General features: G+C 69.2%; 13 protein-coding genes. 12 read left to right on the plus strand and 1 reads right to left on the minus strand.

Annotation, left to right across the window (positions count from 1 at the left end; all coding sequences use genetic code 11):
* Positions 1-166 precede the first annotated feature (166 nt).
* From LCL61_RS00195 to LCL61_RS00235, 9 genes are all read left to right on the plus strand, one after another.
* Entirely contained in the window at positions 167-1408 is a 1242-nt protein-coding gene (locus tag LCL61_RS00195; RefSeq protein WP_340684949.1) for a cytochrome P450, read from the plus strand.
* Positions 1409-1420: 12 nt separating this feature from the next.
* A complete protein-coding gene (locus LCL61_RS00200; protein WP_340684950.1) occupies positions 1421-2578 on the plus strand; it encodes a glycosyltransferase in 1158 nt (385 codons plus the stop codon).
* 32 nt (positions 2579-2610) lie between these two features.
* Positions 2611-3828, plus strand: coding sequence for a glycosyltransferase (locus tag LCL61_RS00205; RefSeq protein ID WP_340684951.1), 1218 nt, complete (start codon positions 2611-2613; stop codon positions 3826-3828).
* 16 nt (positions 3829-3844) lie between these two features.
* The gene (locus LCL61_RS00210; RefSeq protein WP_340684952.1) at positions 3845-5059 is read left to right on the plus strand and encodes a glycosyltransferase; all 1215 of its coding nucleotides are present in this window, start codon (positions 3845-3847) and stop codon (positions 5057-5059) included.
* A 68-nt stretch (positions 5060-5127) separates the two neighbouring features.
* Positions 5128-5907 (plus strand): class I SAM-dependent methyltransferase, encoded by a 780-nt coding sequence (locus LCL61_RS00215; RefSeq protein WP_425342020.1) that lies wholly within the window; start codon positions 5128-5130, stop codon positions 5905-5907.
* A gap of 20 nt (positions 5908-5927) precedes the next feature.
* Positions 5928-7055 (plus strand): glycosyltransferase, encoded by a 1128-nt coding sequence (locus LCL61_RS00220; RefSeq protein ID WP_340684954.1) that lies wholly within the window; start codon positions 5928-5930, stop codon positions 7053-7055.
* Positions 7056-7213: 158 nt separating this feature from the next.
* Entirely contained in the window at positions 7214-8035 is an 822-nt protein-coding gene (locus tag LCL61_RS00225) for a PIG-L family deacetylase (protein ID WP_340684955.1), read from the plus strand.
* Between the two features lie 13 nt (positions 8036-8048).
* Positions 8049-9845, plus strand: a complete 1797-nt coding sequence (locus tag LCL61_RS00230) for a glycosyltransferase family 39 protein (protein ID WP_340684956.1) — start codon at positions 8049-8051, stop codon at positions 9843-9845.
* A 63-nt stretch (positions 9846-9908) separates the two neighbouring features.
* On the plus strand, positions 9909-10949 hold the full coding sequence (locus LCL61_RS00235; protein WP_340684957.1) for a methyltransferase: 1041 nt from the start codon (positions 9909-9911) through the stop codon (positions 10947-10949).
* A gap of 241 nt (positions 10950-11190) precedes the next feature.
* Here LCL61_RS00235 and LCL61_RS00240 read toward each other — a convergent pair whose 3' ends face one another.
* Positions 11191-12477, minus strand: a complete 1287-nt coding sequence (locus LCL61_RS00240; RefSeq protein WP_340684958.1) for a PLP-dependent aminotransferase family protein — start codon at positions 12475-12477, stop codon at positions 11191-11193.
* A 171-nt stretch (positions 12478-12648) separates the two neighbouring features.
* Between LCL61_RS00240 and LCL61_RS00245 the strand changes: the two genes are divergently transcribed.
* The 3 genes from LCL61_RS00245 to LCL61_RS00255 are packed head-to-tail and all read left to right on the plus strand — an operon-like array spanning position 12649 to position 16417.
* On the plus strand, positions 12649-13479 hold the full coding sequence (locus LCL61_RS00245) for an alpha/beta hydrolase (protein ID WP_340684959.1): 831 nt from the start codon (positions 12649-12651) through the stop codon (positions 13477-13479).
* A complete protein-coding gene (locus LCL61_RS00250; RefSeq protein WP_340684960.1) occupies positions 13476-15212 on the plus strand; it encodes an amino acid adenylation domain-containing protein in 1737 nt (578 codons plus the stop codon). The genes LCL61_RS00245 and LCL61_RS00250 overlap by 4 nt, the downstream gene beginning before the upstream one ends.
* Positions 15213-15226: 14 nt before the next feature.
* Positions 15227-16417 (plus strand): cytochrome P450, encoded by a 1191-nt coding sequence (locus LCL61_RS00255; protein ID WP_340684961.1) that lies wholly within the window; start codon positions 15227-15229, stop codon positions 16415-16417.
* Positions 16418-16463: the final 46 nt, after the last annotated feature.

Raw genomic sequence — 16463 nt, forward strand, 5'->3', positions numbered from 1 at the left:
AAGTGACGTTCTAACGACACTTACCACTCACGACCACCTTGACCCATCGCCCACGCGCCCGACGTCCATGGCGGCGCTGGACGTCCCGCCCGATCGCGGATGAAGATTGCGGCGCGGCATACGGCCGGACCGCATTTCCTGGTCACCGAAGGAGCTTCCACTCGGTATGGAGCACGCAATCGACGAGGTCGCGCCGGCCGTGGAGCCGACGGCGAACTACATGATGAGGACGCACTGCGATCCGCACGAGGACATGTTCACGTTGCGGGAGAGGGGCCCGCTGGTCCGGATTCTCGGGGACGCGTCCACCCAGCTCGGCAAGGGCTACGTCTGGCAGGCGCTCGGCTACGACGTCGTGCGCAAGATCCTCGGCGACCACGAGAACTTCACGACGCGGCCCCGGCTCACCGAGGCGGAGGCGGAACGGACGACCAACGGCGAAGACGTGCCCATGGCGCCGCAGTTCGTCGGCCAGATCTCGACCTACGACCCGCCCGAGCACACGCGGTTGCGGCGGATGCTGACCCCGGAGTTCACCGTCCGGCGGATCCGGCGGCTGGAACCCGCGATCCAGGAACTCATCGACGAACGTCTCGACGAGGTCGAGGCCGAAGGCCCACCCGCTGACGTACAAGGACTTTTCGCCGACCCGGTGGGCGGCGGTGTCCTTTGTGAACTGCTCGGCATCCCGCGCGACGACCGCAACGAGTTCATCCGTCGCATCCGGCGCAACGTCGACCTCAGCCGGGGATTCAAGGCGAGGGCGGCCGACAGCGCGGCGTTCAACCGGTATCTGCTCGGTCTCATCACCCGTCAGCGCGAGGATCCCGACGACGGCTTCCTCGGCATGCTCGTACGTGAGCACGGGGACAACGTCACCGACGACGAGCTGAAGGGCCTGTGCACGGCGCTGCTCCTCGGTGGCGTCGAGACCGTCGCGGGAATGCTGGGGTTCGGCGTGCTCGCGCTCCTGGATCACCCCGACCAGAAGCAGATGCTCTTCGAAGGCCGTGAAGAGGCGGATCGCGTCGTCAACGAATTGCTGCGTTATCTCTCTCCCGTGCAGCAGCCGAATCCGCGGATGGCGCTCAGGGACGTCGTCGTCGGCGGACAGCTGATCAAGGCGGGGGATTACGTCCTCTGCTCGATCCTGATGGCCAACCGGGACGAAGCGCTGACGCCGAACCCGAACGTCCTCGACGCGAGGCGCCCTCCGGTTTCGGACGTCGGATTCGGGCACGGCATCCATTACTGCATCGGCGCCGCAGTGGCGAGGTCGGTGCTGCGCATGGCTTATCAGTCCCTGTGGCAGCGATTCCCCGGGCTGCGCCTGGCGGTGTCCAACGATGAGGTCACCCTCCGGAACGCGTTCATCGACTGCCCGGATCAGTTGCCGGTCGCCTGGTAGAAGGGAAGCGAAATGCGCGTGTTGTTGTGGGCGTGTGGATCACGCGGGGACGTCGAACCGCTGGTGGCGTTGGCCGCGCGGCTGAAGGAATCCGGCGCCCAGGTGCGGGTGTGCGCGCCGCCGGACAGCGCGGAGCGGCTGGCCGAGATCGACGTGCCGCTGGTACCGGTCGCCCGGCCGGACCGCGGGATGAACGACGACGGAGGCCGGGATCCCGAACTCGCCGCCGCCGGGATCGCCGACCAGTTCGACCAGATGCCCGCCGTCGCCGAAGGCTGCGACGTCGTGGTCGCGACCGGTCTGCTGTCCGGCGCCGTCGCCGTGCGGTCGGTGGCCGAGAAGCTCGGAATTCCTTACTACTACGTCGCTTTGTGCCCGATTCACCTGCCGAGCCACCTCGATGCGCCGCAGCGGGAGATGTACAACCAGGGTGCCGACGGCCTGTTCGGTGACGCGCTCAACGCCAAGCGGGCCGAGATCGGCCTGGCGCCGGTGAAGGACCTCTTCGACTACTGCTCCACCGAAAAGCCTTTGCTGGCAGCGGATCCGATCCTCGCGCCGCTGGAGCCGCGGCACGAGGCCGTGCAGACCGGCGCGTGGATCCTTCCCGACGAGCGGCCTCTTCCCACCGACCTGGAAGCGTTTCTCGCCGCCGGCCCGCCGCCGGTGTACGTCGGTTTCGGCAGCTCGTCCGGCACCGCCGACGCGGCGAAGGTGGCCATCGAGGCCATCCGCGCGAAGGGACACCGGGTGATCCTTTCCCGTGGCTGGGCCGGTTTGGATCTGCCCGAGGACGAGGACGACTGCTTCGCCGTCGACGAGGTGAACCTCCAGGAGCTGTTCCGGAGGGTCGCCGTCTCCATCCACCACGACGGCACGGGCACGACCCACATCGCCACCCGTGCGGGTTCCCCGCAGATCATCGTGCGGTCGATCGTCGGCCAGCAGTACTACTCCGACCGGGTCGCCGAGCTGGGGATCGGGGTCGCCCTCGAAGGGCCGGCCCCGACCTTCGAAGCCATGTCCGCCGCGCTCACCACGGCGCTGGCCCCGGAGACCAAGGCCAAGGCGACCGCCGTGGCCGACACGATCCGCGCCGACGGGACCACGGTCGCCGTGGACCTGCTGCGTGCCGCGGTCAGCCGGGAAAAGCCGTCGGTTCCCGCCTGAACCGGCCGGAATCGCAGAGAACGGGGAACTACGTGAAGCGCGTGTTGCTGGCGACGTCCGGAAGCCGAGGGGACGTCGAACCACTGGTGGCCTTGGCGGTGCGGCTGCGGGAGGCGGGCGCCGAGGTGCGGATGTGCGCGCCACCGGACTCCTCCGAGCGGCTGGCCGAGGTCGGTGTCCCGCTGGTGCCGGTCGGACAGTCGACCAGGACCGCGATCAAGGGGACCAAGCCGCCGTCTCCCGAGGACGGGCCGCGGCTTTCGGCCGAGGCGATGGCCGTCCAGTTCGCCGAGGTCCCGGCGGCCGCCGAGGGCTGTGACGTCGTGGTGACGACCGGGATGCTGGCCACCGCGGTCGCCGTCCGGTCGGTGGCGGAGAAGCTGGGCATCCCGTACTTCTACGGCTTCTACTGCCCGCGCTTCATCCCGTCGCCGCATTACGCGCCGCCACCTCCGCTCGGCGAACCTCCCGCGCCGGAAGGGGCCGACAACCGGGCGCTGTGGGAGCGCAACAGCCGGAGCGCGCTCAAACGCTTCGGCGAGCCGCTGAACAGCCAGCGGGTCGCGATCGGTCTGCCGCCGGTCGAGGACGTCTTCGGCTACGGCTTCACCGATCACCCCCTGTTGGCGGCCGACGCGTCCCTCGCCCCGCTCCAGCCGACGGATCTCGACGTCGTCCAGACCGGCGCTTGGACACTGCCCGACGAGCGGCCGCTTTCCCCGGAGCTGGAGGCGTTCCTCGCCGCCGGTCCGCCGCCGGTGTACGTCGGTTTCGGCAGCATGCGCGCCCCCGACGAGGCCGCCAAGGTCGCCATCGAGGCGGTGCGGGCCCACAGCCGCCGGGTGATCATTTCCCGTGGCTGGGCCGACCTCGCGCTGATCGACGACCGGAGCGACTGCTTCGCCGCGGGAGAGGGCAACCAGCAGCTCCTGTTCGGCCGGGTGGCCGCCGCCGTCCATCACGGCGGCGCGGGCACGACGACCACGGCCACCCGGGCGGGTGTCCCGCAGGTCGTGGTCCCGCAGATCGCGGACCAGCCGTACTTCGCCGGCCGGGTGGCCGAATTGGGCATCGGCGTGGCGCACGACGGCCCGACCCCGACCTTTGAATCCCTTTCGGCCGCGCTCGAGACGGCACTCGCCCCCGAAACCCGGGAACGGGCGACGGCCGTGGCGGGCACGGTCCGCACCGACGGGGCCGCCGTGGCCGCGAAATTCCTCCTCGACGCGGTCGACCGCGTTTCCGTCTGAACCCCTGGGAGACGAAATGCGTGTGTTGTTGTCGACGACCGGACTCCGTGGAGACGTCGAACCGGTGGTCGCGCTGGCGGTGCGGTTGCGGGAACTCGGCACCGAGGTGCGCGTGTGCGCGCCGCCGGACACCGGGGAACGGCTGGCCGAGTTCGCCGTTCCGTTCGTCCCGGTCGGTCAGTCGTTGCGCGCCATGATGGCGGGGATGACGGAAGGGCCGGAACCGAGGCGCCCCGCCGACGAGCTCGCCGAGCAGTTCGACGCGGTCCCGGCGGCCGCCGAGGGCTGTGACGTGGTGCTGGCGACCGGCGTCCTGTCCGCCGCCATCGGTGTGCGGTCGGTGGCCGAAAGCCTGGGCATCCCGTACTTCTACGCCGCCTACTGCCCGATCTATCTGCCGTCGCCGTACTACCCGCCGCCCCTGTCGCGGGGCGACGGACGGCCGCCCGAGGAGGCCATGGACGACAACCGGGCGCTGTGGGACTTCTACAACGATGTCTTCTCCCGGCGATACGCGGACGCGCTCAACGGCCGTCGCTCGGCGCTCGGCCTGCCGCCGGTGGAGAACCTCGTCGAGTACGGCTTCACCGAGCAGCCTTGGATGGCGGCGGATCCGGTGCTGGCCCCGCCCCGGCCCGAACTCGGCGCCGTGCAGACCGGCGCGTGGATCCTGCCCGATGAGCGCCCGCTTCCCGCCGGCCTGGAGGCCTTCCTGGCCGCCGGTCCGCCGCCGGTGTACGTCGGTTTCGGCAGCACGCCCGAAATCGCGGACACGGTGAAGCTGGCTGTGGAGGCGATCCGCGCGCAGGGGCACCGGGTGGTCCTCTCGCGGGGCTGGGCGGACATGGCCCTCCCCGACGACGGAGCCGACTGTTTCGCCGTCGGCGAGGTGAATCTCCAGGCGCTGTTCGGCCGCGTCGCCGCCGTCGTCCACCACGCCGGCGGAGGCACGACGACCGCGGCCGCGCGGGCGGGTATCCCGCAGGTCGTGCTGCCCCAGATCACCGACCAGCCGTACTTCGCCGAACAGGTGGCCGCGCTGGGCATCGGCGTGGCGTTCGAGGAGTTCGGCCCGGCCCCGACGTTCGATTCGCTGTCCGCCGCGCTCGCGACGGCGCTGTCCCCGGAGACCCGGGCGCGCGCCGCGGCCGTCGCGGGCTCGATCCGCACCGACGGGACGACCGTGGCCGCCGACCGGCTGCGCGCCGCGGTCGGCCGCGTTTCCGTCTGACCATCCCGAAATCGACCAGGGTGAGGAAAATGTCCGATCTGGCTGCAGAACCGCACGAGAACCGGCAGATGGCGCAGTGGTTCGGCGCCGACGCCGAACGGTACGACCGCGCCCGGCCCACCTATCCCGACGCACTGGTCGACCGGATCGTCTCGATGAGCCCCGGCAAGAACTTCGTCGACGTCGGCTGCGGCACCGGACTTTCCTCCCGCCCGTTCCAGGCGGCGGGCTGCACGGTGCTCGGCGTCGAGCCGGACGCGCGGATGGCGGAGGTCGCCCGCAGGCGGGGGCTGGACGTCGAGGTCGCCAAGTTCGAGGACTGGGACCCGGCGGGCCGCACCTTCGACGCGGTCACCTCGGGGACCGCCTGGCACTGGGTGGACCCGTTCGCGGGCGCGGCCAAGGTGGCGGAGGTGCTCGCCCCCCACGGGCTGATCGCGTTGTTCGACAACGGTTTCGAACTCCCGGAGGCCGTCATGGCGGCGCAGGGGGAGGCCTACCGGCACGCCATGCCGGACGTGAAGTTCGAGCCACCGTCCAAAGAGGACGAAGAGGAAGACGTCGAAGAGTACGTCGAGCGGATCTACGCCAAGCAGTACGTGAAGGCCGCCGAAGGCATCCTCCGGACCGGCGTGTTCAGCGACCCGGAGGAACTGCGCTTCGAGTGGTCGCGGGTCTGCACGCGTGACGAATGGCTGGACCAGATCCCGACGCAGGGCGGGCTCAACCACCTCGCGGAGGACGCGCGCGCCCGGTTCCTGGCGTATCTCGGCTCGGCCATCGACGAAATCGGTGGGTCGTTCACCATCAACTACGCCACGGTCGGCATCGCCGCGGTCCGGCGCTGAAGTACACCAGGGGATACGAAATGCGCGTGTTGTTTTGGTCGTACGGAACCCGCGGCGAGGTCGAACCGCTGGTGGCACTGGCATTGCGGTTGCGCGAGCAAGGTGACGAGGTGCGGATGTGCGCGCCTCCCGACTACACCGGACGGCTGGCCGAGGTCGGCGTGCCGCACGTCGTCGTCGGCAAGCCCGTGCTCGAAGAGGCGGGCAAGCTGGGCGGGCCGCCCGAATCGCCCGAGGCCGCGATCGCGGGGATCGCCGAGCAGTTCGACAAGATCCCGGCGGCCGCCGAAGGCTGTGACGCGGTGGTGGCGACCGGCCTGCTGTCGGGCGCGATCGGTGTCCGTTCGGTGGCCGAGAAGCTGGGTATCCCGTACTTCTACGTCGTTCCCTCGCCGGTGCTCGTGCCGTCGCCCGAACACCGGGGCATGTACAACAACGGCGCCGACGGGATGTTCGGCGGCGCGCTCAACGAGCTGCGTGCCGCGATCGGTCTCCCGCCGGTGAAGAACCTGTACGACTTCAGCACCACCGACAAGCCCTTCCTGGCGGCGGACCCGCTGCTGGCACCGGCGGACGGCGGTGTCCAGACCGGCGCTTGGGTCGAGCCCGACGATCGTCCGCTTTCCGTGGAGCTGGAGGCATTCCTCGCGGCCGGCACGCCGCCCGTGTACGTCGGTTTCGGCTGCTCGCCTGCCCCCGTCGACATCGCGAAGGTGGCCGTCGAGGCGATCCGCGCCCAGGGGCGCCGGGTGATCCTTTCCCACGGCTGGGCCGGTTTGACGCTGCCCGACGACGGCGCCGACTGCCTGGCCGTCGGCGAGGAGAACCTGCGCGCGCTGTTCGGCCGGGTGGCCGCCGCCGTCCATCACGGAGGCACCGGTACGACGCATGTGGCGGCGCTGGCGGGGGTCCCGCAGATCGTGGTCCCGCAGATCGCGGATCACCCGCATTTCGCCGCCAAGGTGGCCGAACGGGGCATCGGGGTGGCACACGACGGCCCGAACCCGACGGTCGATTCGCTTTCCGCCGCGCTCGTCACGGCGCTGGCCCCGGAAACGTCGGCGCGCGCGAAAACCGTCGCCGGCACGATCCGCACCGACGGGACGACGATGGCCGCGGAACTCGTGCGCGCCGCGGTTACGTGTTGAGCTCGTGAGTGGTGAGGACGGTTCCATTGATCACCGTCAGCCGTTCCGGGCGTGCCTCCAGCGCGNTCGGTTCCAACCGTCCTCACCACTCACGAGCCGCAGGCTCTGTCCAGGCTCACCAGTTGAAGCGCGACAAGGCGGTAACCAAAATCGGCACCATGCTTCCAGGCCCCGGCGCGACCCGGCTGCTGGCGATATCCCCCCATTTGGACGACGCGGTCCTTTCTCTCGGCGCGAGCCTCGCCCAAGCGGCGCGGGACGGCGCGGAGGTACTCGTCAACACGGTCTTCGCCGGAACGGCTCCGCCTCCCTATTCCGCGGCGGCGGAGCGAATGCACGCGGTCTGGGGTCTTTCCCCGGAGGACGACGCGCCGCTTCATCGCCGGAACGAGGACATCGCCGCGCTCGCCCACTTGGGGCTGGCGTACCGGCACGGCCGGTTCCTCGACTCAATCTACCGGAGGCTGCCGGACGGCCGGTGGCTCACGGATCACGTGGAGGGCGGGCAAAAGCTCGCGGTGGCCCAGGATTCACCGGCCGATGACGGTCTCGTCGATGAGATCAGGGAAGACATCGAGGCGATCGTCGCGGAGTTCGAGCCGACGCTGATCGTCACGTGCGCGGCCGTCGTCGACCATCCCGACAACCTGGCCACCCGTGAGGCCGCCTTGTCCGCCGCGCGCGCGAAGAACGTTCCGATACGGCTGTGGGAAGACCTTCCCTATTCGATGTTCAAACCGGGAACGATCGAACTCCCCGCCGGTTTCCGGCTCGGCACTTCCGAATTCGAGTCCGCCACCACGGAGACTTGGAAACGGAAACAAGAAGCGGTCGAGTGCTATTCTTCCCAGCTGACGATGCTCAACGGCAGGAACAAGAATCTGTTCGCAAGGCTGGACGAGCACGCGCGGAAGAACTCGCCGCGGGGCGGATTCGGCGAAACCACCTGGCCCGTTCTCCTCGACGACAACAACGGTTAAGCGAGGTACCGGAGTGTCCGCAACACTCACCCATCTGCCGTCACCGTCATTGGACCCCGCGCCCGAGGGGGTGCGCGGCCGCTGGGCGTTCTGGCGCTCACCCGCCGATCAGCCGCGGTGGGCCCGGCCGGCGCTGCTGGGCATCGCCTTCGTGGCCTTGGTGCTCTACGCCTGGAACCTGCCGAGGGTCGACTTCGCGCCGCTGTACTCGGACACGGCCAAGAGCATGTCCGAGAGCTGGAAGGCGTTCTTCTACGGCACCGTCGACCCGGGGGCGACGTACACGCTCGACAAACTCGCCGGATCGTTCGCGCCGCAGGCCATCTCGGCCAAGATCTTCGGCTACCACGAATGGTCGCTGGCGCTGCCGCAGGTGATCGAGGGCGTGATCTCGGTACTGGTGCTGTACCGGGTCGTGCGGCGCTGGGCGGGCGTGGTGCCCGGCCTGCTCGCCGCGGGCATCTTCACCCTCACCCCCGTCCTCGCGTCCATGTTCGGGCACAGCATGCAGGACGGCCTGCTCACCCTGTGCCTGGTGCTGGCCGTCGACGCCTATCAGCGCGCCGTTCTCGAGGCGCGGCTCCGGTCGCTGGTCTGGGCCGGTGTCTGGGTCGGTATCGGCTTCCAGGCGAAAATGGTGCAGGCGTGGATGATCCTGCCCGCGCTGGCGATCGGCTACCTGTTGACCGCCCCGGTCGAGCTGCGCCGCCGGGCGAAGCACCTGGCGCTCGCCGGTGTGGTGACGCTGGCGGTGTCGCTGTCGTGGATCGCGCTCTACACCTTCACTCCGGACAGCTCGCGGCCGCATATCAGCGGCACCACGAACAACAGCGCGTTCGCCATGGTGTTCGGCTACAACGGTCTCGGCCGCGTCGGCATCCACCTGCCCGGCGCCGAGGACCCCAACGGCCGCGGTGGCCTTCCGTCGCTCGGCCCGGGTGGTCCCGGTGGCGGACCTGGCGACTTCCCTGGTGGTCCCGGTGGTCCCCAGGGTGGTCCGGGTGACGGCCCCGGCGGGCCGGAGGGTGGTCCCGGGGATCCGCAAGGCCCCGGCGGTGGCCAGGGGCTGGACGAGAACGGGAACTTCGGGACCAAGCACCAGGACGAACAGAACGGGGACTTCGGCCCGAAGGCCGAAGGCGGCCAGCCTCTCGGTCCTGGCGGTCCGCAGCCGGACGAGTCCAAAATGGAGACACGGGCGGATCCGATGGGGGCGACCAAACTGCTCGACGGTCACCTCGGCGTCGCGATCGCCTGGTTGTTCCCGCTCGCTTTGTTGTCCCTGCTGTGCGGGCTCTGGTGGTGGCGCCGCGCCGAGCGCACCGATCCGGTGCGCGGCGGGCTGGTGATGTGGGGCGTCTGGCTGGTGACCTTCCTCTTCGTGTTCAGCGCGAGCGCCGTCGCGCACACCGCGTACGTGGCCTCTCTCGCCCCTGCGATCGCGGCGCTTTCCGCGCTCGGCGTCGTCACCTTCTGGCGGGCGTACCACAACGGTGGCAGGCAGGGCTGGATCCTTCCGATCGCCATCGCGGCGGAGCTGGCTTGGGGCGCCTGGCTGTGGTCCCATTACCCGAACTTCCTGCCGTGGGCGAAATGGGGCACGCTCGTGATCGGGGTGGCCGCCCTCGTCGTACTGATCGTGGCCCGAATGCGTGGGAACGCGTCGAAATCCTTGGTCACCGCCGCTCTCGTCCTCGGTGTCGCGGCGATGATCGCCGCGCCCGCCACCTATGCCTTCTCCGTACTCCATCCCGATTACTCCGGCAGCTCTTTCGACGCCAATGCCGGACCGGCGTCCGGCTCCTTCTGAGGCGGGCCGGTGTCGTTCTCAACGTCTGCGGAAGTCTCCGCCGGCCGGAAAGGAAATCTGCCGATGCAGGAATCGCTCGACTCCACCGAGGTTCACCGTCGTTTCCAGCTGATCGCCAACGGTCCCGCCCTGTTCAACGCGGTGGTGTCCGGTATCGAGCTGGACATCTTCGACTTCCTGGAAGAGCGCGGCGGCGCCGACGCGGCGGCACTCGGTGAGTTCACCGGGCTGGAGCCGCACAAGCTCCGGGTGCTGATGCTCGCCCTGACCACCACGGGCCTGATCGAGAAGCGGGGCGTCGACTATGTGAACCACCCGGTCGCTACCGAACTGCTCGCCACGAGCGGACCGGAGAGCTGGCAGCACATCCTGCTCAGCTGGAAGACCATCTACTACCCGGCGTTCGCCCGGATGACCTCCGCGCTGCGCGCCGGCACCAACGAGGCCCTCGACGCCCTCGACGGCCCGGGGGACACGCTGTACGCGCGGCTCGGCAACGACCCGGAGAAGGCGCGGATCTTCTACACGGCGATGTCGGCGTTCTCGCTGCAGACGATGCCGGGGCTGCTGGAGCACATCGACGTGAAGTCGTCGCGGCACCTGCTCGACGTCGGCGGCGGCGACGGCACCACGGCGGCGGCCCTGCTGAAGGCCAACCCCGGCCTCAAGGCCACGCTGCTCGACCTGCCGAGCAGCGTGGAGCTGGCCGAACAGCGCGTGCCCGCCGAGGTCACCGACAGGCTCACCCTGCACCCGGCCGACCTGCTGACCGACGCGTTCCCCGACGGCCCCGACCACGCCCTGTTCAGTCATGTGCTCGACACCTTCACGGCCGAGCAGTCCGTCATGCTGCTGGCCAAGGCCTACGAGGTGCTGCCGTCCGGCGGGAAGATCTCGATCTACGGCTTCGCGGCCGCGGACGACGAGACCGGCGGGCCGCTTTCCGCGCGGCTTTCTTTGTACCTCAACATCCTCGCCACTGGACGCGGGATGGCCTGGCCGCAGGCCGAGGCCTCGGCGTGGCTCAAGTCGGTGGGTTGCGTCGACGTCCGCTCGGTGGAACTGCCGTTCGAGCACGCGCTGGTGACCGGTACTAAGCCGTGACCGGGTAAGGGCGGCGGTGTGGGGGCATAGGGACACGCAACCTGGCCCCCGATCGGGGTCCCCTGCGCGCCATGGCAGCTCATTTCGAAGTACGTGAAGGCCCCCTTCACTGCGCTAGACGCAATGAAGGGGGCCTTCACGTACTTCTGAGGCCGGTCGCAACACCCGCCGCCTCCCCGAAAAGCAAGAAAGGCCCCCATCCCGAACCGAGGGATGGGGGCCTTCACCTACCAGCGCGACCTCAGGGAAGCCGCGGCCTGATGAGCGCGGCGAGCCGCGCGACGCCTTCTTCGATCAGTTCCGGAGTGAGCAGGCTGATCGACAACCGGAGCTGGTGGAATCCGCCCTTGCCACCGTAGAAGTGGTGCATCGGGGTGAACAGCACGCCGTGGTCGCGAGCGGCGATTTCCAGCAGTTCGTCGTCGACGACGAACGGGACCGTGACGGTGACGAAGAATCCTCCGGTCGGGGTGTTCCAGCTGACGCCGGCGCACGATCCGAGCCTGCGGTCGAGTTCGCCCAGCGTCAGCTGCAGATTGCGCTGGTAGATGGCGATTTCCCGCGCGTTGGCCTTGGTGAGGCTGAAGTCGTTGAGCAGCAGTTTCCCGGCGATCACGGCTTGGGCGATCGGCGAGGTGTTCACCGTGAGCATGCCCTTGAGCTTCGAAAGCTGATCGGCGTACAGGCCGCCGTCGGCCATCCGCTGATCCGCCACCGCGAAGCCGACGCGGGCGCCGGGCATGCCGGTCTTGGCGAAGGAACCGATGTAGACCACGGAGCCCGACCGGTCGAGGGACTTCAACGACGGCAGCCGCTCGGACCCGAAAAGCCCGTACGCGTTGTCCTCCAGGAGCAGGATCCCGTTCTGCTCGGCGACGTCGAGGAGACGGTGGCGCGAAGGCAGATCCATGCTGGTGCCGGTGGGATTGGCGAAGTTGGGGGTCACGTAGCAGGCCCGCACCCGCTTGCCCTGCTCGTCGGCGCGCTTCAGCTGGAGGACGAGGTCGTCCGGGTCGATGCCGTTTTCGGTCGAGCGCACCGGCCATACCGGGGTGTCGGTGAGCAGCGCGGCCCCGGTCAGCCCGACGTAGGTGGGGGCGGGCGCGAGCAGCACGTCCCGGTCGCCCGCGCGCAGGGTACGCAGGACCAGGAACATGGCCTCCTGCGCGCCGACGGTGACGACGACGGATTCCGGGGCGGCGTCGATGTTCTCGTCTTCGGCGATGTTCCTGGCGATGAGATCGGCGATGACGCCCTTGGTGGTGCCGTATTGGAAGAGCGTGCGGGTCACCCCCGCCTCGTCCAGTTTTCGATCTTCGCGCAGATGCGCGCAATAGGCGTCGATGTACTCATGAATGAGGCGGATGTCGAAGAACTCTTCGTACGGCCGTCCTGCCGCCATGGAAATGGCCACAGGGTATTCGTCGATCAGTTCGTTGAGCAGATTCATCGACGAGATGGCCGGATCGGTGAGCGATCCATGCAGCGTTTCCACGTTCAAGTGAGTGGACAGACCGTTTGAATCCATGAATACTAGGATTTCCATACGCCGTTGAGGTGTCAAGAACGGGCCGTGGACGCCATTTCCGGAGAATGTCCATCGCCGAATCCTCCAGACACTCGATCCCCGAAGGTACGGTCGTATCCGCGTCCCACCATCTCATCGCGGCGCAGCAGTCATTTTCCCTCAAGGAGCATCATGCTGATGACAACCGAGAACGGGATCCGGTTGTCCTACAACGACTGTGGTGACGGCCCGCCGGTCCTTCTGCTGACCGGCACCGGTGCGCCGAGTTCGGTGTGGGACCTGCATCAGGTTCCCGCGCTCCGTGCCGCCGGTTTCCGGGTGATCACCATGGACAACCGCGGGATCCCGCCGAGCGACGACGGCGCGGGCGGATTCACGATCGCGGACCTCGTCGACGACGTGGCCTCCCTGATCGAGTACCTCGACGCGGTGCCCTGCCGGGTGATCGGCACGTCGATGGGCTCGTACATCGCGCAGGAACTCGCGCTCGCCCAACCGGAACTGCTGGATTCGGTCGTGCTGATGGCCGCCTGTGGCAAGAGCAGTCTCGTCCAGCGGGAGCTCGCCGAGGGCGAGGCGAAGCTGATCGAGCAGGGCATCGAGTTGCCGCCGGGTTTCCTCGCCGCCGTCCGTGCCATGCACAACCTGGGGCCCGCGACCCTCGCCGACGACGACGTCGCGGCCGACTGGCTCGACCTGTTCGCGGCGTCTGGTGCTTGGGGGCCCGGTGTCCGGGCGCAGCTGTTGGTGAGCGCGCTGCCGGACCGCCTCGACGCCTACAAGGCGATCAAGGTGCCCTGTCACGTCATCTCGTTCGAGCACGATCTCGTGGCGCCCCCGGCCGGCGGACTGGAGCTGGCCTCCGCGATCCCCGGCGCGACGTACCGCACGATTCCCGAGTGCGGGCATTTCGGTTACCTGGAGAACCCGGAAGCGGTGAACCGCGAGCTGATCCGGTTCCTCCGCGCCGGATCGCGCGAGACACTGGGAGAGACCGTATGACCGTCCTTTCGGCGGCCACGACACCCGATCTGTTCGAAGCGACCGCGGCCGTGCTGCCGGATCGGCAGGCGGTGGCGATGGACACCACCACCCTCACCTACGCCGAGCTGAACGGGGAGGCCAATCGGCTCGCCCGGCGGCTCGTCGCGCACGGTGCCGGCCCGGAGCGGCTTGTCGCGCTGGCGATGCCGAGGTCGATCGAGTTCGTCATCGCGATCCTGGCCGTGCACAAGGCCGGCGCCGCGTACGTGCCGGTCGACCCGGACTATCCGGAGGACCGCAAGCGGCAGATGCTGGACGACGCGGCGGCGCACTGCCTGCTGTGCCTGCCGGGGCAGGACGTGGCCGGCGCCCCAGTCGTCCTGAGCGTCGAACGGGAACCCGGACTGTCCGAGCCGAACCTGGACGACCAGGACCGCCTCGGCCCGTTGCGCCCGGACCACCCGGCGTACGTCATCTACACCTCCGGTTCGACGGGGCGGCCCAAGGGCGTGCTGGTCACGCACCGCGGGATCCCGAACCTGGCCGACGACTACGTGCGCCGTCAGGAACTGGGGCCCGAGAGCAGGTTGCTGGCCTTCGCCTCGCCCAGTTTCGACGCCGCGGTCGCCGAGTTCTGGCCGATCTGGCAGGCGGGTGGCTGCCTGGTGCTGGCTTCCGCGCCGGACCTGGTCCCCGGCGAGCCGCTTTCCCGGCTGGTGCGCGACCAGCGCATCACCCATGTCACGTTGCCGCCGTCCGCGCTGGCGCCGCTGGAGGAGTCGGGCGGCCTGCCCGCCGGGCTGACCCTCCTGGTCGCCGGCGAGGCGTGCCCGGCCCCGGTCGCGAAACGCTGGGCGGTGGACCGCGTGATGATCAACGCCTACGGCCCCACCGAGACCACGGTCGCGGTCACCGCGAGCGAGCCGTTGACCGGTGAGGAGACGCCGCCGATCGGCAGGCCGATCACCGGTGTCCGCACCTACGTCCTGGACGACCGGCTGTGCCCCGTCGAGGACGGGGACGTCGGCGAGCTGTACACGGTGGGCCCCGGCCTGGCCCGCGGTTACCTCCGAAGAGCGGCCGCCACGGCGGAACGGTTCCTGCCGGATCCCTTCGGTGAGCCGGGCGGGCGCATGTACCGCACCGGGGACCGGGTCCGCACGCGTCCGGACGGCCAGTACGTCTTCGTCGGCCGGGTCGACGACCAGTTGAAGGTGCGTGGCCACCGGATCGAACCGGGCGAGGTCGAGGCCGCGCTGCTGGCGGTGGACGGGGTGGCCCAGGCGGTGGTGACCGAGCACGAGAACAGGCTCGTCGCCTATGTGGTCGGCGCCGGTGGCGAGCGCGTCCCCGCCGAGCGGCTCCTGACGCCGCTTCGCGCGCGACTGCCCGGATATCTGGTGCCCGACGTGATCGTCGGCTTGCCGAGCCTGCCGGTCTCGCCCAACGGCAAGATCGACCGGGTCGCCCTGCCCACTCCCGAAGAGGAGCACGCCGGGCGCGCGGCGGCGGGACGGGAACCGCTCACCCCGACGGAGATCATCCTGGTCGAGCTGTTCGCCGAAGTGCTCGGCGTCAGCAGTGTCGGCGTGGACGACAGCTTCTTCGAGATCGGCGGCCACTCGCTGCTCGCCACCCGGCTCGTGAGCCGGATCCGGGAACGCCTGAAGATCCGGCTGAGGGTGCAGGCGTTCTTCGACTCGCCGACAGTGGCCCGGCTGGCCAAGGTGCTCGACGGCGCACACACCTGACCTGGAGACCATTCATGCAGACGACGACAGCCGTCGACCTCGGAAATCCCGACCTCTACACGACTTTGGACCGGCACGACCGGTGGCGTGAATACGCGGCGGAAGACGCGATGGTGTGGAGCGAGCCGGGCAGCTCACCCGGCGGGTTCTGGTCCGTGTTCTCGCATCGGGCGTGCGCCGCGGTGCTCGGGCCGTCGGCGCCGTTCACCTCCGAATACGGGATGATGATCGGCTTCGACCGCGACCACCCCGACAACTCGGGTGGCCAGATGATGGTGGTCTCCGAACAGGACCAGCACCGGAAATTGCGCAAGCTGGTCGGGCCGCTGCTTTCGAGGGCGGCGGCGCGCAAGCTCTCGGAGCGGGTGCGGGCCGAGGTGACCGGCGTCCTGGACCGGGTGCTCGACGGCGACGTGTGCGACGTGGCGGCGGCGATCGGCCCGCGGATCCCCGCCGCCGTCGTCTGCGAAATCCTCGGTGTGCCCGCCGAGGACCAGGACATGCTCATCGACCTGACCAACCACGCGTTCGGCGGCGAAGACGAGCTGTTCGACGGGATGACCCCGCGTCAGGCGCATACCGAGATCCTCGTCTATTTCGACGAGCTGATCTCCGCGCGCCGCGCGAGCCCCGGTGAAGACCTCGTCAGCACCCTGCTTTCCGACGACGAGCTGTCGATCGACGACGTCTTGCTCAACTGCGACAACGTGTTGATCGGCGGCAACGAGACGACACGGCACGCGATCACCGGCGCGGTACACGCTTTCGCCACCGTGCCGGGGCTCCTGGCGCAGGTGCGGGCCGGGGACGTGGACGTCGACACCGTCGTGGACGAGGTCTTGCGCTGGTCTTCGCCCGCGATGCACGTCCTGCGCGTGACGACCGGGGAGGTCGCCATCAACGGCCGTGACCTCGGACCGGGTACGCCGGTGGTGGCGTGGCTGCCCGCGGCGAACCGGGATCCCGCCGTGTTCGACGACCCCGACACATTCCGGCCGGGGCGGAAACCCAATCGGCACATCGCTTTCGGGCACGGTATGCACCACTGTCTCGGGTCCGCGCTCGCGCGGATCGAGCTGGCGGTCGTGCTGCGGGAGGTCGCCGAGCGAGTGTCGCGAGTGGAGCTGACGAAGGAGCCGTCCTGGCTGCGGGCGGTCGTCGTGCAGGGCTATCGGGAACTCCCGGTGCGGTTCACCGGACACTGACAGTCCTATTTGGACTGAGCTGTCAAGCGGACACCATTGATGCGGA

The sequence above is a fragment of the Amycolatopsis coloradensis genome (genome assembly GCF_037997115.1).
GTDB lineage: Bacteria > Actinomycetota > Actinomycetes > Mycobacteriales > Pseudonocardiaceae > Amycolatopsis > Amycolatopsis coloradensis_A.